Origin of the sequence: Actinoallomurus bryophytorum (genome assembly GCF_006716425.1) — a bacterium.
GTDB classification, from domain to species: Bacteria; Actinomycetota; Actinomycetes; order Streptosporangiales; family Streptosporangiaceae; genus Actinoallomurus; species Actinoallomurus bryophytorum.
Genome location: NZ_VFOZ01000001.1, coordinates 5,435,031 through 5,455,058, shown reverse-complemented (window position 1 = coordinate 5,455,058; position 20,028 = coordinate 5,435,031). Strand labels below are relative to the sequence as shown.

At 70.0% G+C, this 20,028-nt stretch carries 17 protein-coding genes and 2 pseudogenes; 10 read left to right on the top strand and 9 right to left on the bottom strand.

The window, feature by feature from the left end:
* Positions 1 to 448: 448 nt before the first annotated feature.
* Together FB559_RS25610 and FB559_RS25605 are read right to left on the bottom strand one after the other, a co-directional pair.
* On the bottom strand, positions 449 to 946 hold the full coding sequence (locus FB559_RS25610; protein ID WP_141958370.1) for a GNAT family N-acetyltransferase: 498 nt from the start codon (positions 944 to 946) through the stop codon (positions 449 to 451).
* Positions 947 to 1,001: 55 nt separating this feature from the next.
* A complete protein-coding gene (locus FB559_RS25605; protein ID WP_141958368.1) occupies positions 1,002 to 2,120 on the bottom strand; it encodes a PP2C family protein-serine/threonine phosphatase in 1,119 nt (372 codons plus the stop codon).
* Between the two features lie 198 nt (positions 2,121 to 2,318).
* On the opposite strand from FB559_RS25605, the gene FB559_RS25600 reads away from it, so the two are divergent.
* Complete coding sequence (locus FB559_RS25600) at positions 2,319 to 2,510, top strand: hypothetical protein (protein ID WP_141958365.1); 192 nt, start codon at positions 2,319 to 2,321, stop codon at positions 2,508 to 2,510.
* 4 nt (positions 2,511 to 2,514) lie between these two features.
* Here the strand turns inward: FB559_RS25600 and FB559_RS25595 are convergent, their stop codons facing one another.
* Positions 2,515 to 2,985 (bottom strand): ribose-5-phosphate isomerase, encoded by a 471-nt coding sequence (locus FB559_RS25595; protein ID WP_141958363.1) that lies wholly within the window; start codon positions 2,983 to 2,985, stop codon positions 2,515 to 2,517.
* Positions 2,986 to 3,029: 44 nt separating this feature from the next.
* Positions 3,030 to 4,439 (bottom strand): aldehyde dehydrogenase family protein, encoded by a 1,410-nt coding sequence (locus FB559_RS25590; protein ID WP_141958361.1) that lies wholly within the window; start codon positions 4,437 to 4,439, stop codon positions 3,030 to 3,032.
* Positions 4,440 to 4,559: 120 nt separating this feature from the next.
* On the opposite strand from FB559_RS25590, the gene nicT reads away from it, so the two are divergent.
* A complete protein-coding gene (gene nicT / locus FB559_RS25585) occupies positions 4,560 to 5,693 on the top strand; it encodes a Nickel transporter NicT (protein ID WP_141958359.1) in 1,134 nt (377 codons plus the stop codon).
* A gap of 45 nt (positions 5,694 to 5,738) precedes the next feature.
* On the opposite strand, the gene FB559_RS25580 is transcribed toward nicT, so the two are convergent.
* A complete protein-coding gene (locus tag FB559_RS25580; RefSeq protein ID WP_246122043.1) occupies positions 5,739 to 6,353 on the bottom strand; it encodes a mycothiol-dependent nitroreductase Rv2466c family protein in 615 nt (204 codons plus the stop codon).
* 214 nt (positions 6,354 to 6,567) lie between these two features.
* On the opposite strand from FB559_RS25580, the gene pepN reads away from it, so the two are divergent.
* Complete coding sequence (gene pepN / locus FB559_RS25575; protein WP_141958355.1) at positions 6,568 to 9,099, top strand: aminopeptidase N; 2,532 nt, start codon at positions 6,568 to 6,570, stop codon at positions 9,097 to 9,099.
* Positions 9,100 to 9,150: 51 nt separating this feature from the next.
* A complete protein-coding gene (locus FB559_RS25570; protein ID WP_141958353.1) occupies positions 9,151 to 10,170 on the top strand; it encodes a hypothetical protein in 1,020 nt (339 codons plus the stop codon).
* A gap of 27 nt (positions 10,171 to 10,197) precedes the next feature.
* Here FB559_RS25570 and malQ read toward each other — a convergent pair whose 3' ends face one another.
* Together malQ and FB559_RS25560 are read right to left on the bottom strand one after the other, a co-directional pair.
* Positions 10,198 to 12,228, bottom strand: coding sequence for a 4-alpha-glucanotransferase (gene malQ, locus FB559_RS25565; RefSeq protein WP_246122041.1), 2,031 nt, complete (start codon positions 12,226 to 12,228; stop codon positions 10,198 to 10,200).
* A gap of 39 nt (positions 12,229 to 12,267) precedes the next feature.
* Complete coding sequence (locus FB559_RS25560) at positions 12,268 to 13,677, bottom strand: amidase (RefSeq protein ID WP_185792396.1); 1,410 nt, start codon at positions 13,675 to 13,677, stop codon at positions 12,268 to 12,270.
* Between the two features lie 203 nt (positions 13,678 to 13,880).
* Between FB559_RS25560 and FB559_RS25555 the strand changes: the two genes are divergently transcribed.
* Positions 13,881 to 14,675, top strand: coding sequence for a nuclease-related domain-containing protein (locus tag FB559_RS25555; RefSeq protein ID WP_141958349.1), 795 nt, complete (start codon positions 13,881 to 13,883; stop codon positions 14,673 to 14,675).
* Between the two features lie 46 nt (positions 14,676 to 14,721).
* Here the strand turns inward: FB559_RS25555 and FB559_RS25550 are convergent, their stop codons facing one another.
* Positions 14,722 to 15,315 carry a VOC family protein gene (locus tag FB559_RS25550; RefSeq protein ID WP_141958347.1) on the bottom strand — a complete coding sequence of 198 codons (594 nt, stop codon included), beginning with the start codon at positions 15,313 to 15,315 and terminating at the stop codon, positions 14,722 to 14,724.
* A gap of 99 nt (positions 15,316 to 15,414) precedes the next feature.
* Between FB559_RS25550 and ilvD the strand changes: the two genes are divergently transcribed.
* The 3 genes and pseudogenes from ilvD to FB559_RS25540 form a co-directional block, all read left to right on the top strand.
* Positions 15,415 to 17,262 (top strand): dihydroxy-acid dehydratase, encoded by a 1,848-nt coding sequence (gene ilvD / locus FB559_RS25545; RefSeq protein WP_141958345.1) that lies wholly within the window; start codon positions 15,415 to 15,417, stop codon positions 17,260 to 17,262.
* 58 nt (positions 17,263 to 17,320) lie between these two features.
* Positions 17,321 to 17,570, top strand: a pseudogene (locus tag FB559_RS46835) (hypothetical protein); the annotation flags it as partial.
* Positions 17,533 to 17,691, top strand: a pseudogene (locus tag FB559_RS25540) (IS982 family transposase); the annotation flags it as partial. The pseudogenes FB559_RS46835 and FB559_RS25540, both read left to right, overlap by 38 nt.
* A 27-nt stretch (positions 17,692 to 17,718) precedes the next feature.
* On the opposite strand, the gene FB559_RS25535 reads toward FB559_RS25540, so the two are convergent.
* A complete protein-coding gene (locus FB559_RS25535; RefSeq protein ID WP_141956831.1) occupies positions 17,719 to 18,717 on the bottom strand; it encodes an IS481 family transposase in 999 nt (332 codons plus the stop codon).
* 152 nt (positions 18,718 to 18,869) lie between these two features.
* On the opposite strand from FB559_RS25535, the gene FB559_RS25530 reads away from it, so the two are divergent.
* Positions 18,870 to 19,364 carry an NUDIX domain-containing protein gene (locus tag FB559_RS25530; RefSeq protein ID WP_141958343.1) on the top strand — a complete coding sequence of 165 codons (495 nt, stop codon included), beginning with the start codon at positions 18,870 to 18,872 and terminating at the stop codon, positions 19,362 to 19,364.
* Between the two features lie 217 nt (positions 19,365 to 19,581).
* Positions 19,582 to 20,013, top strand: a complete 432-nt coding sequence (locus FB559_RS25525; protein ID WP_141958341.1) for a hypothetical protein — start codon at positions 19,582 to 19,584, stop codon at positions 20,011 to 20,013.
* The last annotated feature ends 15 nt before the right edge of the window (positions 20,014 to 20,028 follow it).

Sequence of the window (20,028 nt, the reverse complement as noted above, 5' to 3'; positions counted from 1 at the left end):
GGACGGTGACAGGGAGCTGATCGGACAAGGGGGACCGGTCCGCGTACGGTCGGTGCGCTTGCGTCGGCGCACCCATCGCGAGTGCTCGGACGATGGTCGGGATGTCTTCGGGGCGCGCCCTGAGCAACGCGACCAGTCCGAGCACGATCCAGGAAGAGGCCACGATCACAGCGGCCAGAGCAACAGGCACGACAAAACCATCCTTCGGGTACCGGTACCTGTCGCTGGAGAACCTGCAATACGTCGTGCCTTCCGTACGGAAAGCACGGCACAAAACAGACTCCAGCCACAGCCTTGGGGCTGAAGGATCACATCACCCACCCCCCGCGTCAACACGGTCACCCGCGCCCCACGACGAAGGCCCAGGTCGGCCGGCGTTTCCGGGACCTGGGCCTTGAGCTTTCAGTTGACTTCCGCGGGCACCCGCGCGAGCCGGATCGGCGCGCGGTCAGTGACGCGTGCCGTGCCGGACCGAGTCGCCGACGCGGAGAGTGGCGTGGACGGCTCCCGACTCCGGGTCCTCCCAGAGTTTGGCGCCCAAGGTGCGCAGGGCGCTGAGGGCGGCCGGGTTGGCGGTGTTCGTCTCGGCGATCAGGGCGGTCGTGCCCTTCGCGCGGGCCTCCTCGATCAGCAGGTGCAGGGCCTCGACGCTGTGGCCCTCGCCGCGTGCCGAGCGTGCCAGCCAGATGCCGATCTCGGCCGCGCCCGGGGCCTCGGCCGGGGTCAGGCGGGTCGCTCCCACGATCTCGTCTCCGGCCACGATCGCGTACGGGCTGCCGGCCCCGGACCGGTAGTAGTCGGTGAAGGCGGCGCGGCGTTCGGGGGTCCAGCCGGGTGGGCCCGGTACGGGAGGCATGACTTCGAGGGGATCCGCGCCGGAGGCGGCTACGTCGAGTAGCCGCGGCAGGAGATCCTCGTCGACCGGCCGCAACTTGACAGTACTCATGACATCAGCCTGCCAGGAATGCGATGCATGCGCCCGGCCGACACGAGCCGATGGCTCACTTGCGCCAGATGAGGACCAGCGCGCAGTCGTCGTCGCGGCTCGCGGCCATCTCGGCGACGAGTTCTTCGGCTCCCTCGCTGAAGCCGTTGGGGATCAGGCGCTCGGCCTCGCCGACCAGGCGGTCGATGCCGGCGTCGAGGTCGCGGCCCGGCGCCTCGACCAGGCCGTCGGTGTAGAGCATCAGCGCGTCGCCGCGGCGGAGGGTGCCTCGCTCGGGTTCGGTGCTCATCTGTGGCACGACGCCGAGCACGATGCCCTTGGCGGAGCTGACCTGCCAGGTGCCGCTGCCCGCGTCGAACTGCACGGCGGGAGGGTGGCCCGCCGACTCGACGATGTACTCCCCCGTCGTCAGGTCGATGACCAGGTGCACGGCGGTGACGAAGCCCTCGTCCCAGCGCTGACGGTGCAGGTAGTCGTTGCACGCCGGCAGGAAGCGGTCGGGCTCGACCGAGCCGAGCAGGCCGCCGAACGCCCCGGACAGCATCAGCGCGCGTGTGCCCGCGTCGACTCCCTTTCCGGACACGTCGACCAGCGCCACCTCGAGCGTCTTGCCGTCGCTGTGGGACACGACGAAGTCGCCGCCGAACGAGGAACCGCCCGCCTGCAGCAGCACGATCTTGCCGTCCCAGCCCTTGGGCAGGGCCGGCATCGCGCCGTGCCGGCGGAGGCGGTCGCGAAGCTCGAGCAGCATCTGCTCGCCGCGCAGTCCGGTGACGCCGATCTGCTGGCGGCTGCGGGCCAGCACGATCGCCAGTATCGCCGTGACGGCGATCGTGGCGATCACGCCGAGACCGACCTTGCGGAAACCGAGGGAGACCGCGTCGTACGTCAGTGCCGCGGCGACCACGCACAGGAGGATGCCGAGACTGCGGACGCGCAGCATCAGGCCGCCCGCGAGGACGGTGAGGACGACCGCGCTCGGAGAGAACCACGTCTGGGACGCCGGCGCGGAGATGGCGAGCACCGCGGTCAGGATGATCAGGCCGACCAGAGTGTTGCGGTCGCGGGTGACATGTCCCCGCCTAGCCCACCGGTAGAGCCACACGAGCAGCGGAATCCGGCGCAGGAACACGCGGACTCTCGGCGGCAGCAGGTGCACTAGACGGGTAAGCATGATGCGGGCACTGTATCGAGCATCGAGCCGTCCGCGCTGGAAGGCGGCACACCCTACACAAATCAAGACCGGCCGAAATCTAGTGGCCGAATCCGGCCGAAGCCCGGCAAGCAGCCGAGGCGCCGTCCGTGATGCCCGGGTTTCGGCCCGGCCGCCTCGGGGAGATCAGAGACACACCGCTATCGATGGAGGCACACGATGGGGCAGGGGATGCGCGTCACGGTCGACGCGGCGATGCGGGCCCGCGATATCTCCCGCATCCGGCCGCAGGACGAGGCGCCGCCGCCCGTCGAGGAGGCGCCGCCCGCTCCGCAGGCCGCGCCCGCGCCCACCCGTGGCCGCCGCGGTGAGAAGCGCCGGCTCGCCAAACGCCGCGCCGCGAAGGCCTGAGACGTCAGGCGGGGGGTTCGGGAAGCAGCCCGGTCTCCTCGTACGCGGTGAGCATCGCGATGCGCCGTGAGTGACGTTCGACGCCCGAGAACGGCGTGCCGAGGAAGATCTCGACGAAACGCGTCGCCTCGTCGGCGGTGTGCATGCGGGCGCCGACGCTGATCACGTTGGCGTCGTTGTGCTCCCGGCCCAGCCGGGCGGTCTGCTCGTTCCAGGCCAGCGCCGCGCGTACGCCGGGGACCTTGTTGGCCGCGATGGCCTCGCCGTTGCCGGAGCCGCCGATGACGATGCCCAGCGAGCCGGGGTCGGCCACCGTCCTGGCCGCGGCCTGCATGACGTACGGCGGGTAGTCGTCGTCGGCGTCATAGGCGGGCGGGCCGCAATCGATCGCCTCGTGGCCGTGCGCGGCGAGCCACTCGACCAGGTGCTGCTTGAGCTCGTACCCCGCGTGGTCGGAACCGAGATAGACGTGCATGGCGCAAAGTCTGTCAGGTGTGGCCGGTGCGACACACCGGTGGGTCAGAGCTGCAACGACTTGATCTCGAGGAACTCCTCCAGCCCGTGGAGGCCCAGCTCGCGGCCGATCCCCGACTGCTTGAAGCCGCCGAACGGCGCGACCGGGTTGAACCGGCCGCCGTTGATCTCGATCTGGCCGGCCTTCAGCCGCCGCCCGACCGCGACCGCGTGGTCCCGGTCGCCCGCCCAGACTCCGGCGGCCAGGCCGTACGGCGTGTCGTTGGCGATGCGCACGGCCTCGTCCTCGTCCTCGTACGCGAGGATCACCAGGACCGGCCCGAAGATCTCCTCGCGGGCGATGGTCATGGAGGGCGTGACGTCGGCGAAGACGGTCGGCAGGACGTAGTAGCCGCGGCTCAGGGTGGTCTCGACGCCGCCGGTGACGAGCCGCGCGCCCTCCTCGACGCCGCGGTCGACATAGCCGCGTACGCGGTCGAGCTGGGCGCGGGAGGCGAGCGGGCCGAGCCGGCTCTCCTCGGCGAACGGGTCGCCCGGCGTGTAGCGCTCGGCCGCCTTGACGGCGAGCTCCACCGCCTCCTCGTAGTCCGCGCTGTGCACGAGCATCCGGGTGAGGGCGTTGCAGGTCTGCCCGGAGTTGACGTACGCCTTGGCGACGCCGACCTTGACCGCGACCGGCAGCTCGGCGTCGGGCAGGATGAGGTTGGGCGACTTGCCGCCGAGCTCCAGCGCGACCCGCTTGACCGACCGCGCGGCGAGCTCGGCGACGCGCTTGCCGGCGCGTGTGGACCCGGTGAACGACACCATGTCGACTCCCTCGTGCGAGGCGATCGCCTCGCCGACGAGCGGGCCGAGCCCCGACACGAGGTTGAACACGCCGGCCGGCAGCCCCGCCTCGTCGATGATGTCGGCGAGCGCGTACGCCGCGAGCGGCGCGACCTCGCTCGGCTTCAGCACGACGGTGCACCCGGCGGCGAGCGCCGGCGCGACCTTGGCGACGACCTGGTGCAGCGGGTAGTTCCACGGCGTGATCGCGCCGACCACGCCCACCGGCTCACGGACGACGAGCGAGTTACCGCATGGCCGTCCGGCGAAGTCGTAGGTCTCCAGGACGTTGAGGATGCCGCTCAGTACCGCGATCGGCGTGCCGACGTGCACCTTCAGGGCGAGCTGGTACGGCGCGCCGAGGTCGGTGGCGATGAGGGTCGCGAGGTCCTCCTGCCGCGCCTTCAGGCCGTCGAGGACCGCTCTCAGGTGAGCGGCCCGCTCGGCCGGAGGGGTCGCCTCCCACCCGGGCTGCGCCCGGCGTGCGGCGGCCACGGCACGGTCGACGTCGGCCGCCGTGCCGGCGGGAACCCGGTCGATGACCTCCTCGGTCGCCGGGTTGACCACGTCGATGGTCTCCGAGGTCGAGGAGTCCGCCCAGGCACCGCCCACATAAATCACATCGCGCATGTGCTCATCCTTCCCCGGCGAGCGTACGTGGACCACCCACACAGGTGAATGAACATCCGGGCCTCAGGTGGCGCGCAGGTAGCTGTTGCGAACTACTTGCAACAAAGATTAGATGGCGTCATGTCCCCCAGACGTGATGCTCCCGCCACAGGAGACCCAGGACCACGCTCCGGCACACGCCTCGGCCAGGCCGAATGGGGACGGCTGGCCGGCATGACCGGTTTCGTGGCGCTCCTGCACGCGGTCGGGTGGGGACTCCTGCTGTTCCTCATCATTCCCGGCCACTATCACCTGGGCGACGGAAAGCTGTTCGGCGTCGGGATCGCCCTGACCGCGTACACGCTCGGCATGCGGCACGCGTTCGACGCCGACCACCTCGCGGCGATCGACAACACCACCCGCAAGCTCATGTCCGACGGTCAGCGGCCACTCTCGGTCGGCTTCTGGTTCTCGCTCGGGCACTCCTCGGTGGTCTTCACCGCGTGCGTGCTGCTCGGCCTCGGCATCAAGGCGCTGTCCAACGGCATCTCCGATGACCACTCGGGCCTGCACACGATCACCGGCACGATCGGCCCGACCGTCTCGGGCACCTTCCTCGGCGTCATCGCCATCATCAACCTGGTGATCCTGCTCGGCATCCTCAAGGTCTTCCGCGAGATGCGCAGCGGCGTCTACGACGAGGCCGCGCTGGAGGAGCAGCTCAACAACCGCGGTTTCATGAACCGCCTGCTCGGCCGCTTCACCCGGGCGATCACCAAGCCGTGGCAGATGTACCCGCTGGGCTTCCTGTTCGGGCTCGGCTTCGACACCGCGACCGAGGTGGCCCTGCTCGCGCTCGCGGGCTCGGCGGCGAGCGCGAGCTCCCTGCCCTGGTACGCCGTGCTCTGCCTGCCGATCATCTTCGCCGCCGGCATGTCGCTGTGGGACACCATCGACGGCACGTTCATGAACTTCGCGTACGGCTGGGCGTTCTCCAACCCCGTGCGCAAGATCTTCTACAACATCGTGCTGACCGGTGTCTCGGTGGCGTTCGCCTTCGTCATCGGCGGAACCGAGCTGCTGCAGGTCGCCCAGGACCGGTTCGGCCTGCACGGGACCTTCTGGGACTGGGTCGCCGGCCTGGACCTGAACACCGCCGGGTTCGTCATCACCGGCGTGCTGCTGGTCATGTGGGTCGGCGCGCTGGCCGTGTGGAAGTTCGGCCGCATCGAGCAGCGCTGGTCGGCCGCCCTGCGCGACTCCGAAGGCTGCTGAGGAGCCGAGGGCGGCCCTCCCCCGTCAGGGCCGCCTCCCGGGCCATCAGTCGAAGATCGGCTTGCGGGTACGGCTGCGCTTGAGCTCGAAGAAGCCGTCCGTCCCGGCGACCAGGCGTACGCCGTCCCACAGCTTCGCGGCGGCCTCGCCGCGCGGGATCGGGGAGATGACCGGGCCGAAGAACGACGCGCCCTCCACCGAGATCACCGGCGTGCCGACCTCGTAGCCGACCCGGTCCATGCCGTCTTTGTGCGAGGCGCGCAGCGCCGTGTCGTACTGGTCGGTGTCGGCCGCGTCCGCGAGCGCTCGGTCCAGCCCGGCCGCCTCCAGGGCGTCCTCGACCGCCTCTCGGCTCAGCGGCACCTGCTCGTTGTGGAAGCGTGTGCCGAGCTCGGTGTAGAGGCTGCCGAGCACCTGCGTCCCGTACTTCTCCTGTGCCGCGATGCAGACGCGCACCGGACCCCATGCCTCGGCCATGGACTTTTGGTAGTGCTCCGACAGGTCCCGGCCCTCATTGAGCACCGAGAGGCTCATGACGTGCCAGCGGACCTCGATCGGGCGGAGCTTCTCCACCTCGAGAATCCACCGTGAGGTGATCCAGGCCCACGGGCATCGGGGGTCGAACCAGAAATCCACGGGCGTGCGTTCGGCGACGGCCACCGCATCCTCCAAAGAGATTCGGGGTGTTTCTCTCTCGCGCAACCCGCGTATCCTCCGAGGCATTCCAACCTTAGGGTTTGCTGAGAGTTTGGACCAAGATCCCCTCCTGGCAGGTTAGATGTGGGGCAGCGTGCCGTTCCCTGCGCCCACCAGCGGGCCTTACGGTGGGACGGACAATGACGTCGCATTTATGCGTTCGAGGCGAGGAGTTCACTTGGCTGGCAACCTGACGCGGGAAGAGGCGCGCGACCGCGCCCGGCTGCTCACCGTCGAGTCGTACAACGTCGATCTCGACCTGACGACGGGACCGGAGACGTTCGTCTCGGACACCACGATCAGGTTCGGCTGTGCGGAGCCCGGTAGCTCGACGTTCGTGGATCTGCACGGGGCGAAGGTCCGCGAGGTCACCCTCAACGGCCAGAGCCTCGACGCGAGCTCCTACGACGCGGACAAGGGCCGTATCCCGCTTCCGCGACTGACCGCCACCAACGAACTGCGCGTGGTCGCGGACGCGACCTACTCCCGTACCGGCGAGGGACTGCACCGGTTCGTCGACCCGGTCGACAAGCAGGTCTACCTGTACACGCAGTTCGAGACGTGTGACGCGCACCGGATGTACACCTGCTTCGACCAGCCCGACCTCAAGGCGCGCTTCGAGCTGAGCGTGACCGCGCCGGCCGACTGGCAGATCATCACCAACAACGCCGCGGACCGATCCGAGGACGGGCGCTGGCACTTTCCGGCCACGCCCGGCATCTCGACTTACATCACCGCACTGGTGGCCGGGCCGTACCACGTCGTACGCGACGAGTACCGCCAGGGGGACCAGACGATCCCGCTGGGCGCCTACTGCCGCGCCAGCCTCGCCGAGTACTTCGACGCGGACGCGATCTTCGAGGTCACCAAGCAGGGCTTCGACTTCTTCCGCAAGACCTTCGCCCGGCCGTACCCGTTCGACAAGTACGACCAGCTCTTCGTGCCGGAGTTCAACGCGGGCGCGATGGAGAACGCCGGCTGCGTGACGTTCCTGGAGGACTACGTCTTCCGGTCCCGCGTCACCGACGCCGCGTACGAGCGCCGCGCCGAGACGATCCTGCACGAGATGGCGCACATGTGGTTCGGCGACCTCGTCACCATGCGCTGGTGGGACGACCTGTGGCTGAACGAGTCGTTCGCCACGTTCATGAGCGTGATGTGCGAGGCCGAGGCCACCCAGTGGACCGGCGCCTGGACGACGTTCGCGAACCTGTGGAAGACCTGGGCGTACCGCCAGGACCAGCTTCCGTCGACACACCCGATCTCCGCCGACATTCCTGACATCCGCGCGGTCGAGGTCAACTTCGACGGCATCACCTACGCCAAGGGCGCGAGCGTCCTGAAGCAGCTCGTCGCCTACGTCGGGCGCGACAACTTCATCAGCGGCGTGCGCAGCTACTTCGACCGGCACGCGTGGGGCAACACCTCGCTGTCGGACCTGCTGGACGCGCTGGAGGAGACCTCCGGCCGGGACCTGACGTCCTGGTCGAAGGAGTGGCTGGAGACCGCCGGCGTCAACACGCTGCGCCCCTCGTACGAGGTCGGCGACGATGGGACCTTCACGTCGTTCGCGGTGCTGCAGGAGGCTCCGCAGGAACACCCGACCCTGCGCTCGCACCGCGTCGCGATCGGCCTGTACGACCGCACCGACGCGGGGATCGTCCGGCGCAAGCGGGTCGAGCTGGACGTCGTCGGCGCCCGTACGGAGGTGCCGGACCTGCTCGGCGAGGCACGTCCCGACCTGGTGCTGGTCAACGACGACGACCTCACCTACGCCAAGATCCGGCTCGACGACCACTCGTTCGCCACCCTCATCGACGGCATCGGCGACATCGGCGAGGGACTCCCCCGCGCGCTGTGCTGGTCCGCCGCGTGGGACATGTGCCGCGACGCCGAGGTGGCCGCGCGCGACTACGTACGCCTCGTGCTGTCGGGCATCCGCGGCGTCACCGACGTGTCGGTGGCCCAGTCGCTGCTGCGGCAGGCGCGGACGGCCACGCGGCAGTACGCCGATCCGGCATGGCGCGAGACCGGCTTCAAGCTGCTCGCCGACGCGATGCACGACCTGATGACCGAGGCCGAGGCGGGCTCGGACTGGCAGCTCACCTACGCCCAGGCGTTCGTGTCGGTGGCGGCCTCGCCGGAGCACGTGGACTACGTCCGCGGGCTGCTGGACGGCTCGGTCTCCCTCGACGGTCTGGTCATCGACACGGACATGCGCTGGGGTCTGCTGCGCCGCCTCGTCCTGCGCGGTGCCGCCGGCGAGGAGGAGATCGACGCCGAGCTGCGGCGCGACCCGACCGCGGCGGGCGAGCGCCACGCCGCGGGCGACCGCGCGGCGGTGCCGACGGCGGAGGCCAAGGCCGCCGCGTGGGACCGCGTCATCGCCGGCGACCTGCCGAACGCCGTGTTCCGCGCCACCCTCGGCGGGCTGGTCGACGTGGACGACACCGAGCTCCTGGTGCCCTACGTCGAAAAGTACTTCGCCGAGATCGGCCGGGTCTGGACGTCGTGGTCCAGTGACATGTCCAGCACGTTCGCCGAGGTCGCCTACCCGTTCCTGGTCACCGACCAGCGCACGGTGGACCTCACCACCGCCTACCTCGAGGAGCAGGACCCGCCGCCGGCGCTGCACCGGCTGCTGATCGAGGGCCGCGACGGCGTCTCCCGTGCGATGCGGGCGCAGGCCAAGGACCGTTCTGCGAGCTGATTCACCAGATTGGGGCGGGTCTGCCGCGCTTCGTCGTGACAGAGTGAACGGGTGGAAACGGCCCGGGAGGTTCTGACGACGCTCGCACAGCGCTACGCGTTCGGCGATCTGGCCGCGCTGTGCGAGGCGGGGGCGGCGGACCTGCCGCAGGAGGTCGCCGCCGAAGTACGGCTGATGTGCTCGTTCGGGCAACGGCTGCTGGACCTCGACGCGGAGGACTTCGGCATGCCCGAGCGCACCGGCGACCCGCTCGTCGACGCGTACCGGGTGCCCGAGCCGCTGCTGTCACGCGCGCGGGCCAGCAGGATGCCGCAGTCGGCCAAAGAACGCTCCCGCGGGGCGCTGCGCACACTGCGCCCCGCGTACGCCCTCCTGCTCGAGGTGATCCAGGCACGCTGGCACCGGCGCGAGATGGCGGCGCTGGTCGCCGCGGTGCACATCGCCTCGGAGTACCTGCCGCTGCTCGCGTGGGAGCCGGTCCTCGGCCACGCGGGTGACCCTCTGCTGCTGCCCGAGTCGCTCACGGGCGCCGGCAGCCGCTTCGGCGTCACCGGCGGCACGAGCCGGCCACGTGACTGTTCCCTCACCCGCCCCCAGCAGTCCGCCGCCGAACGCGCCCTGCGCGTCGCGCGCGAGCCGGGACCGGGCTGGCGCAACTACCTGGACCGGCAGCACAGCACGCTCGCCTCGGCGCTGTGCACCTGCGCGGCGACCTGCCGTACGCCCTGCGACGTCATGACGCGGATCGAGCCCGACGCACGTGCGTCCCTGTCCGAACGCGGCCGGCTGGCCCATGAGTTCGCCGAGAGCGCCGTCGTACGCCTGCGGCACGCGGCTCCGGTCGGTCACGGCTTCGGCGTGCCCAACCCCGAAGAGGTCTCGGACGCCTGGTCCCGCACCCGCACCTCACTGGGCCGCCTGCCGCTCGGCGAACGCGTCGCGGGAGAGGCCGCGGACTATCCCCTGCCCGGTCTGCCGGAGCTCGTCTCGACCGCGGCCGGCCATGAGATCGTGCCCGACACCCTGCTGCACGACGTCGCCGACCACCTCGTACGGATCCTGGCGAAGTAGCCGCGCGTCTCCGCCCGTGCCGGGATCTCAGCCCGGAGGCAGGGAGCGTACGGCCTCGATGGCGGCGCGCAGACGCGGGTTGGACGGAAGGTCGTCGAGCAGGACCGGGTGGCCCTCGGCGTCGGCCAGGGGGACGCGCCAGTTCGGGTACTCATCCGTCGTGCCGGGCTGGTTCTGGGTGCGGCGTTCTCCCACCGCGTCCGCCAGGGAGACCCCGACCAGGCGCGACGGTGTCCGTGCGAGGAAGGCATGCAGGGCCGCGGTCATGCCGGACGGGTCCAGGTCGAGTGAGGCCAGCAGGTCACGCCACTCCCGCAGCCAGCGTTCGAGCTCCGCGTACTCCTCGGCGGCCGGGCGGGTCAGCAGGCCCAGGCGTTCGCGCAGGGCGATGTGGTCGCCGTTCAGGAATCCCTCGATCGGTGGCATGTCGTGCGTGCCGACCGTCGCCAGGCAGAGCTCCCGCCACTTCGCCGGCGCCAGCGGCGCTCCTCCGGAGTCGCGTTCGAACCAGGCCATGGACGTCCCGAAGACGCCACGGTCCGCGAACACCTCGCGCATGTAGTCCTCGACCGTGCCCAGGTCCTCGCCGACGACGACCGCGCCGGCCCGGTGGGCCTCGTACAGCAGCACGCCGAGCATCTCGTCGTGCGGATAGGCGACATACGTGCCCTCGGAGGCCGGGGCGCCCTCCGGCACCCACCACAGGCGGAACACCTGCATCGCGTGGTCGAGGCGCACGCCGCCCGCGTGCCGCAGGACGTGCCGCAGCATCTCGCGGTACGGCGCGTAGCCCGAGGCCGCGAGCCGTTGCGGGTGCCACGGAGGCTGGCCCCAGCCCTGGCCGAGCTGGTTGAACGCGTCCGGCGGGGCCCCGACCGTGATGCCCTGGGCGAACAGGTCCTGGTACGCCCACGCGTCCGCGCCGCCCGGGTCCACCCCGACGGCGAGGTCGTGGATCACTCCGATCGGCATGCCCGCCGTACGTGCCGCCGCCTGCACCGCGCCGAGCTGCTCGTCGAGCAGCCACTGCAGCCAGGCGTGGAACTCGACTCGTGGCGCGAGGCGGTCGCGTTCGGCGGCCACCGCGGCCGATTCGGGGTCGCGCAACGCGGACGGCCACCTGCGCCAGTCGGCGCCGTGGGCCTCGGCGAGCGCGCACCAGGTCGCGAACGCCGTCAGTGCGGCGCCCTCCCGATCGCGGAACGCCTCGTAGGCCGAGGCGCGGCCGGCCGTGCGTGGCTGGTCGTACAGCAGCTCCAGCGCCGCGCCCTTGGCGGTCCACACCGCGTCCCGGTCGAGCTCGTCGAGAGTGTGGTCGCGTGTCCGTACCGGGCCGGCGAGCTCGTCCACCCGGCGGCGTACCTCCGGGTCGGCCGCGGCGTACTCGGGCACGTCCTGCGGGCGCAGGTACAGCGGGCTGGTGAAGCGACGGCTCATCGGCAGGTACGGCGACGGGCGGATCGGCGGTGACGGCTCACCCGCGTGCAACGGGTTGACCAGGACGAATCCCGCGCCGAGGTCCTGCCCGCTCCAGCTCGTCAGGGCGCGGAGGTCGGCCAGGTCGCCGAGCCCCCACGAGCCGCGTGAGCGCACCGAGTAGAGCTGCGCCATGAAGCCCCACGCGCGCCGGCCCGGATCGGGGGCACGTGCGGGCACGACGAGCAGCGGGACGCTTTCCGTGCGGTCGCCGCGCCGCGCGTGGATCGTGTGGTCGCCGAGGGGGAGGTCGGCGGGGAGCCGGTGGCTCCCGTCCCGGCCGACCGGGACGAGGGCGATCTCGCCGCCGCCGGCGAGCCCGACCCGCAGGTCGGCGCCTGCCGGCGCCGGGAGGTCCTCTCCCGCGTACGCGACGACGACCGGAGGCAGGAGACGGGTCTCCCGTTCGACGCGGAGCCGCTCCAGCTCCGCGCGTACGGCATCGGCGGAGGAGACGTCCGCACCCAGTGCGGTCAGCACCGCCCTGATCGTGTCGGGTGGGACGTTCGCCGGTCGCCTCCGCCAGTCGGTGTAGGAGGTCTCGACGCCGTACGCGGCGGCCAGCTCGTTGAGATCGTTCACGGTGTCAACGATGCCCGCAGTGCCGGTCTCAAATCGACGTCAGTCCCAAATCGGCGGGTGCCGGTCCGCCCACGGGCGCGCGGCCTCGAGCTGAGCGGACAGGGAGATGAGGGTCGCCTCGGCGTTCATCCTTCCGACGAGCATGACACCGATGGGCAGGCCCGCCTTGGTCCAGTGCAGCGGGACGCTCACGGCGGGCTGGCCGCTCACGTTGTACAGCGACGTGTAGGGAGTGAAGCGCTTCTGCCGCTCGAAGTTCTCCTCGGGCGTGACGCCGTCGAAGTAGCCGATCGGCACCGGCGGCTGGGCGAGTGTCGGGTGCAGGATGACGTCGTACCGGTTCGTGACCGGCATCGCCAGGCGCACCGCGAGCTGCAGCGACGCCTGCGCCGCGAACAGCTCCGGCGCGGTCACGGCCTTGCCGCGCTCACGAAGCCAGCGGGTCAGCGGCAGCAGGCGCTCCTCGCGGTCGGGCGCCACGGGGGTGAGCGTCGCCATGGCGGCCCACAGCGTCTCGAAGTGCGGCACCAGGGTCTCGTCGAAGGGCAGGTCGAGCTCTTCGACCTCGTGGCCCAGCTCGGTGAGAAGCTCGGTCGCGGCGTCGTAGGCGGCGAGGCAGTCGGGGTGCACCTCCGCGCCCGGGACCGGGGAGGCCACACTGCGGGCGATCCGCAGCCGGCCCGGTTCGCGCTCGGCCGCCTCCAGGAAGGTCCCGTCCTGCGGTGCGGCGTGATACATATCACCCGGCATGTTCTTGGCGATGATGTCGAGCATCAGCGCGGCGTCGCGGACATTTCGGGCGATCGGGCCGTTGGTGGAAAGCCCGGTCAGATCCGGGACGATCGGGCCGTGGCTGACGCGCCCCCGGGTCGGCTTGATCCCGAAGAGTCCGCAGACGCTGGAGGGGATGCGGATCGACCCGCCGCCGTCGCTGCCCTGCGCCATCGGCGCGAGGCCGGAGGCGACCGCGGCGGCGGCTCCTCCGCTCGACCCGCCCGCGGAGCGGGACAGGTCCCAGGGAGTGCGCGCGGGCGGCGCGACGCCGTTTTCGGTATAACAGGGCAGACCGAATTCCGGTGTATTGGTCTTGCCGAGAAGAATCGTGCCCGCCTCGCGGAGGAACGTGACGACATGGTCGTCGGCGAATCCCTGGAAATCGTCGTACACGGACGAGCCGAGCGTCATCGGCACGTCCTTCACCATGTTCAAATCCTTGATGGGGACGGGCACTCCGAGCAGGGGTGCCGACTCGCCCTGCATGACGGCCTTCTCGGCCGCTTTCGCCTGCTCACGGGCGATATCGGCGGTGACCGTGACGTAGGCGCCGACCTGTTCGCTCAGTCGGTCGATGCGATTCAGGTAGTGTTCGGTGATGTCGACGGGCGAGAGTTCGCGGTCGCGGATGGCGGCGGCTTGCTCCCGTGCACTGAGGTCATGAATTTGCGTCACAAGTGAAGACGGTACGCCCACTGAAAGTTGCACGGCGACCGTGGGGGACGATGGGAAATCTACCCCGCACGCGTGACGTGAATCACCCGAGCGGGGGGACAAAAGTGTCATCCCGACACGGCTAGGCACTCGGCGCGGCGGCTCGTTACGCTTCTTACGGAAGATCATGTGTGCTGCTGTCGATCAAGCACGGAGTGTCGATAATGGAGCGGGATACGTCCACACAGACCTCCACACGCGACGACGAGCGACCCGCGGAGGAGAGCCCGTTCGAACGTCCCAAGGAGGAGACGTACGGCGACATGATCGGTGACCCCCAGGTCCAGAGATGGATCCGCCGGGCGGTCGCCGCACTGGCTCTCGGCCTGCTGGTCGCGATCCTCATCAACCTCCCCGTCGGCCTCATCGTCGCGATCCTGGTCGTGATCGGGGACGTCGCGCTGAAGGGCCGCAAGGAGTCCGCCGTCGAGGCATGGCGCAAACCCTCGATGGCCGAGCGCAAGACGGAGCGGCAGCTCCGCGGCATGGAGAAGGCCGGCTACCGCACCCTGCACGCACGCGCCGTCCCCCAGGACGAGGAAGGCGCCAGTGACGGGCAGATCGACCACCTGGTCATCGGGCCCACCGGGGTGTACGCGATCGACTCCGAAAAGTGGGACAAGCGCCTCCCCGTACGCGCGATGTCGCACCGCAAGCTGTTCCTCGGCCCCTTCAACAAGAAGACCGACCTCGACGAGGCGCGCTGGGAGGCCGACCAGGCCAGCAGCCTGATCAGCGATGCGCTCGGGTACGAGGTGCCGGTGCAGCCGTCGATGGCCATCTACGGCCCGGCCATCTCCTGGAAGGTCCTGATGGTCCGCGAGGTCGACGTGTACGCCGGCGCGCGTGCCCGCAACTACCTGCGCCGCCGCCCCAAGATCCTCACCTCGGTGGACGTCGACCGCATCCACGCGGCGGCCCAGCGCGTACTCCCGCCGAAGTACCCGACGGAGGACTGACCAGGACCGCATGAGGAAAGCACTCCGCCAGGCGCGGGGTGCTTCTTCATGTCAGCGTGGTGGTGCCGCCGAGGACGGCGACCAGCCCCTGCTCCCCCTCACGTACGTCCAGCTCGACGCCGAGCGCGGCCAGGCGGTCGCGTACGCCCGCCGGGTCCGGATGGGTGCCGCTGAAGGCGGTCAGCGGCACGACCGGGAGACGGCGGGCCGGATGCGGCGTCCGCCCCCAGTCGATGAGGAACGGCACCACGGGCTCGTACGGGAAGGTCAGCCGCCAGCGGAGCACCTCGCCGTCCGGCGTACGGCGGGACAGCGGCTCGATCGGGCCCGGGTCATAGCCCAGCGTGCGGGACCGTGCGACGCGTGCCTCGATGTCGGCGGCGCGGACCGCCCAGGCGGCCAGGCGCGGCTCGGTCAGCTCGTCGATGCCGAACGGGCGCGGCCGCTCGGGCTCGGGCTGGCCGGAGTCGGGTCCGATGATCTCCAGGTAGCGAAGCTCGCCGAGGCCGAGAAGGTGGTTGCGGGTGCCGAGGCCGGGATGTGGCCCACCCTCGACCGGCCGTACGCCGGTGAGCTTGGCGACCAGCCGGACGCTCTCCTCCAGGTCCGGCGTCGCGTAGACGAGATGGTCCAGTGTCATGACGTCCCCTGGGTTATGCCCGCGATGTAAGACGGTGTGTCTCAGCCCTGTGCTCCTACCCCGTACGATCGAAGTCTGAGCACAAGGGATGGAGAGGTCATGCCGCCGCTGAGGTCACGAACGGTAACGCACGGTAGGAACATGGCGGGAGCGCGGGCGCTTCTGCGGGCCACCGGTGTCGCGCGAGAGGACTTCGGCAAGCCCATCATCGCCGTGGCCAACAGCTTCACCGAGTTCGTCCCCGGTCATGTGCACCTGCGCGAGGTCGGCCAGGTCGTCGCCGCCGCCGTCAAGGAGGCGGGCGGGATCCCGCGGGAGTTCAACACGATCGCGGTCGACGACGGCATCGCGATGGGGCACGGCGGCATGCTCTACTCGCTGCCGTCCCGCGAGCTGATCGCCGACTCGGTGGAGTACATGGTCAACGCGCACTGCGCGGACGCCATGATCTGCATCTCCAACTGCGACAAGATCACGCCGGGCATGCTGATCGCGGCCATGCGGCTCAACATCCCCACCGTGTTCGTCTCCGGTGGGCCGATGGAGGCCGGCAAGCCGGTCGACGGCACCACCAAGCTCGACCTGATCGACCCAATGATCGCCGCCGCGGACGAGTCGGTCTCCGATGAAACGCTCGCGCAGATGGAGGAGAACGCCTGCCCGACCTGCGGGTCGTGCTCCGGCATGTTCACCGCCAACTCGATGAACTGCCTGACCGAGGCCATCGGGCTCTCCTTGCCCGGCAACGGCACGATCCTCGCCACGCACGCGGCACGCAAGACGCTGTTCGAGGACGCCGGCCGGCGGATCGTGGAGATCACCAATCGGCACTACGCCGACGATGACGACACGGTGCTGCCGCTGAACATCGCCACCCGCGACGCATTCGAGAACGCCATGGCGCTCGATGTCGCGATGGGCGGCTCGACCAACACGATCCTGCACCTGCTGGCCGCGGCGGTCGAGGCGGGCGTCGACTTCGGCCTCAAGGAGATCGACGAGCTGTCGCGCCGGGTGCCGTGCGTCTGCAAGGTCGCGCCGGCCACCGCGAAGTACCACGTCGAGGACGTCCACCGGGCCGGCGGCATCCCCGCGATCCTCGGTGAGCTGGACCGTGCCGGGCTGCTCAACCGCACGGTGCACACGATCCACGGCGACTCGCTCGGCGCGTTCCTGGACTCCTGGGACGTCCGGGCCGCCGACCCGTCGCCGGAGGCGGTGGAGCTGTTCCACGCCGCGCCCGGCGGGATCCGCACCGTCAAGCCGTACAGCCAGAACACCCGGTGGGACTCCCTCGACCTCGACGCCTCGGAGGGCTGCATCCGGGACGCCGAGCACGCCTACACCAAGGACGGCGGCCTGGCGGTGCTCTACGGCAACCTGGCCGTCGAGGGCGCGGTCGTCAAGACGGCCGGCGTCGAGGAGGAGCTGTGGAGGTTCGAGGGCCCCGCGGTGGTCTTCGAGAGCCAGGAGGACGCCGTCGAGGGCATTCTCGGCGACAAGGTCAAGCCGGGTGACGTCGTCGTCATCCGCTACGAGGGCCCCAAGGGCGGTCCGGGCATGCAGGAGATGCTCTACCCGACCTCCTTCCTCAAGGGCCGCGGGCTCGGCAAGGCGTGCGCGCTGGTCACGGACGGCCGGTTCTCCGGCGGCACCAGCGGACTGTCGATCGGCCACGCCTCCCCGGAGGCCGCGAGCGGCGGCGACATCGCCCTGGTCGAGGACGGCGACCGCGTCGTCATCGACATCCCGGGCCGCGAGCTGCGCCTCGACGTGCCGTCGGACGTCCTGCGCGACCGCCGCGAACGCCTCCTGAAGGACCTGGGCTCCTACCGCCCGCGCGACCGCCGTCGCCCGGTCAGCGTGGCACTCCAGGCGTACGCCGCGATGGCCACGTCGGCCTCCACGGGCGCCGCACGTGACATCTCCCAGCTGGGCGGCCACTAGTTGACGGGATATCGCTGAAGCGATCGCGGGCATGAGGAAGGGCGCCCAAGATCAGTGTGTGAAGACAGACCTGGACGCCCTTCTGGCCGCTCTATGTCCATCTGGATGATCATGTCCTGCCGACGCGGATGCGGGGGCCGGGCCGGCCCCGGTTGCTGAGAGCTGATCTGCGTCGCGATCGCGCAGGTGTTGCTGCGTCGTGTTGACGAACGCCGCCGGCTGCGGCTGGCACCCGCCGAATCGGTCACCTGTTCCCACGCCTGCCGTGCGCTGAAGAACCAACTCGGCATCGAACGTCACAACGCCCGCACCACCGAAGGGCTATGGGCCCGCACCAGCCAGCGCATCCTCGCCCTCAACACCGCGATCTGGCACAACTGGCTGATCGACGCACCCATCAAACGATCTCTGACCGCCTACGACCACTGACCAGCCCACACATAACCCATCAACGATCTAGGTGTACTGCCCAGGGAGGTTGGTCAAGCGGGTGATGGGTGGTTTGCCGTTGGTGGCGGTGTGGGGTCGGTGGTGATTGTAGAAGTGGAGCCAGGCCGGGAGGGCTTTGCGTCGGGCTTGTTCGGAGGTGTAGAAGCGGCCGAGTGCCCAGCCGTCGGCCAGGGTGCGGTGGAAGCGTTCGACTTTTCCGTTGGACTGTGGCCGGTAGGGTCGGGTCTTTTTCGCCTGGATACCGAGGTCAGCGCACGCATCACGCCAGGCGTGGGATTTGTAGGCCGAGCCGTTGTCGCTGAGCACTCGTTCGATCACCACGCCACGGCTGGCGAACCAGGCCACGGCGTTGGGGAGCACCTGGATCGCGGTAGTGGCCTTCTCATCATTGCGGATTTCGGCGTAGGCGATGCGTGAGTGGTCATCGATGACGGTGTGCACGAACGCGGTGCCCAGGCGGGGCTCATAACGGGTGTTGCGGTTGCCGGTGCGATCAGCGGTGGCTTCGCGGTTGCGTTCGCCTTGGACTCTGCCCACATAGCGCCAGCCGCCGCCATCGGGGATGTTCCCGAACTTCTTCACATCCACGTGCAGCATCGCGCCCGGCCGGTCGTGCTCATACCGCCGGATCGGCTCCCCGGTAGCGCGATCGATGTAGGTCAAGCGGTTGAGACGGCACCGGGTCAGGACGGCGTGGACGGTCGAGGCCGGCACGCCCAGCCGCCCGGCGATCTGCGCCGGCCCCAGCCGCTGCTTCAACCGCACATGCACGATCTTGCGCACCATCGGCTGTGGCGTCTTGGACGGGCTATGGCGTGGCCGCGATGACCGATCGACCATCCCAGCCACGCCATCGCGGCGGTAACGCTGCGCCCAACGTTTGGCGGTCGGCCAGGACACCTCATAACGCTCCGCCACCCGAGCGATCGGCCAGCCCTCATCAACGACCAGACGCGCGAGGCGAAGACGCCCGCGAGGGGTCAGGGCAGCGTTAGCGTGGGACACGAAGGCCTCCTGTTGGCGGAGCGGTTCCTAGACAGCTCCACTCCACAACCGGAGGCCTTCACCCGTCACGGACATTCAGACCGTGTCGTCACACAACCTCAACCAACCTGCCTGGGCAGTACATCTAGGCCGTGTCGCGGTAGCTTGCGCGGGTGTCCGCGTTGAACCTGCGTCACTCGGTCCGCGCGGTCGTCCTCGACGAGGACGACCGCGTGCTGCTCTGCCGCCTCGCGGTTCCCGAGCCGATCGGCACGGTCGTGTGGGTGACCCCGGGCGGAGGCGTTGAACGCGGGGAGACGCCGTTCGCCGCGCTGCGCCGCGAGCTGCTCGAGGAAGTAGGGCTGGCGGTCGACACCGAGCCGCCACACGTTTGGCATCAGGAGGTCGCCGGGGCGGAGCACGCGGCCGGTCACGACGGCGTGGTCCACGACTACTTCCTCGTCCGCACCGCGGCGTTCCGTCCGCGTGGCGCGATGTCCGACGACGAGCTCGCGGCCGAGTACATCGTCGGGTTCCGCTGGTGGCGCCTGCCGGACATCGCCGGTTACCGGGGCTCCGATCTGTTCTCACCCCGCGACCTCGCCACACCGCTGGCGGCGCTGATCGCCGACGGGGCGCCCGCGACACCGGTGGTCCTCGGCCTGTGAGTCCGGCGGCCAGGTGAGGATGGCGCTTACGGCGCCCCCTGTCCTGGTCGGCGGGCGGTGACCTCCGTTCGTGGAACGCGTCAGCTCTCGGACACCCCCTTCCTGAGCGGTTTCTCCTAGACCCGCCCGACCATCTCCGCCTCTGCGAAGGCGCCGATCGCTTGGTTGGCTAGGTCACGGACCGTACGACCAGGGTTGATCTTTTGGGGGATACCGCATGAAGCGTGGATCGTTCATCCTCGTGCTCGGCTTCGGGGCTTCGCTGGGGAGCGCCGGAGTCGCGCACGCCTCCGTTCCGCCCCTCGGCCAGGTCCGCGTGCCCGGCGCGTACCACGCCGGCGCACGGATGCACCCGCAGAAGATCCGGCTCGCGCGGCGGCTGCACGCGGCCCTGGGGCACGAGCTGACCCGTATGCATGTCACGTTCGGCGTTCCCACCATCCAGCGGGAGGCCCCACGCCGCCTGCCGCACCGGCGCGGGGCGCACGTGGCCACGTACGCCCTCGACCAGCTGTCCAGAAGCTCGAACGTCATCACCTCCAGCCCGGACGGCCAGTCGTACACCAGGGTCGACACGTCGGCCGCCGACCTGGACGTGTGGACCGACCGGCAGGGCCGCGTCCACCAGACGTTCTCCGACGCGCGGTAGACGGCGTACGCCCAG

Bases quoted from the DNA above. Each gene is read 5' to 3' on its own strand.
- FB559_RS25610 (WP_141958370.1), bottom strand. From the start codon at position 946: ATGAGTACTGTCAAGTTGCGGCCGGTCGACGAGGATCTCCTGCCGCGG.
- FB559_RS25605 (WP_141958368.1), bottom strand. From the start codon at position 2,120: ATGCTTACCCGTCTAGTGCACCTGCTGCCGCCGAGAGTCCGCGTGTTC.
- FB559_RS25600 (WP_141958365.1), top strand. From the start codon at position 2,319: ATGGGGCAGGGGATGCGCGTCACGGTCGACGCGGCGATGCGGGCCCGC.
- FB559_RS25595 (WP_141958363.1), bottom strand. From the start codon at position 2,985: ATGCACGTCTATCTCGGTTCCGACCACGCGGGGTACGAGCTCAAGCAG.
- FB559_RS25590 (WP_141958361.1), bottom strand. From the start codon at position 4,439: ATGCGCGATGTGATTTATGTGGGCGGTGCCTGGGCGGACTCCTCGACC.
- nicT (WP_141958359.1), top strand. From the start codon at position 4,560: ATGTCCCCCAGACGTGATGCTCCCGCCACAGGAGACCCAGGACCACGC.
- FB559_RS25555 (WP_141958349.1), top strand. From the start codon at position 13,881: ATGGAGCGGGATACGTCCACACAGACCTCCACACGCGACGACGAGCGA.
- FB559_RS25550 (WP_141958347.1), bottom strand. From the start codon at position 15,315: ATGACACTGGACCATCTCGTCTACGCGACGCCGGACCTGGAGGAGAGC.
- ilvD (WP_141958345.1), top strand. From the start codon at position 15,415: ATGCCGCCGCTGAGGTCACGAACGGTAACGCACGGTAGGAACATGGCG.
- FB559_RS25525 (WP_141958341.1), top strand. From the start codon at position 19,582: ATGAAGCGTGGATCGTTCATCCTCGTGCTCGGCTTCGGGGCTTCGCTG.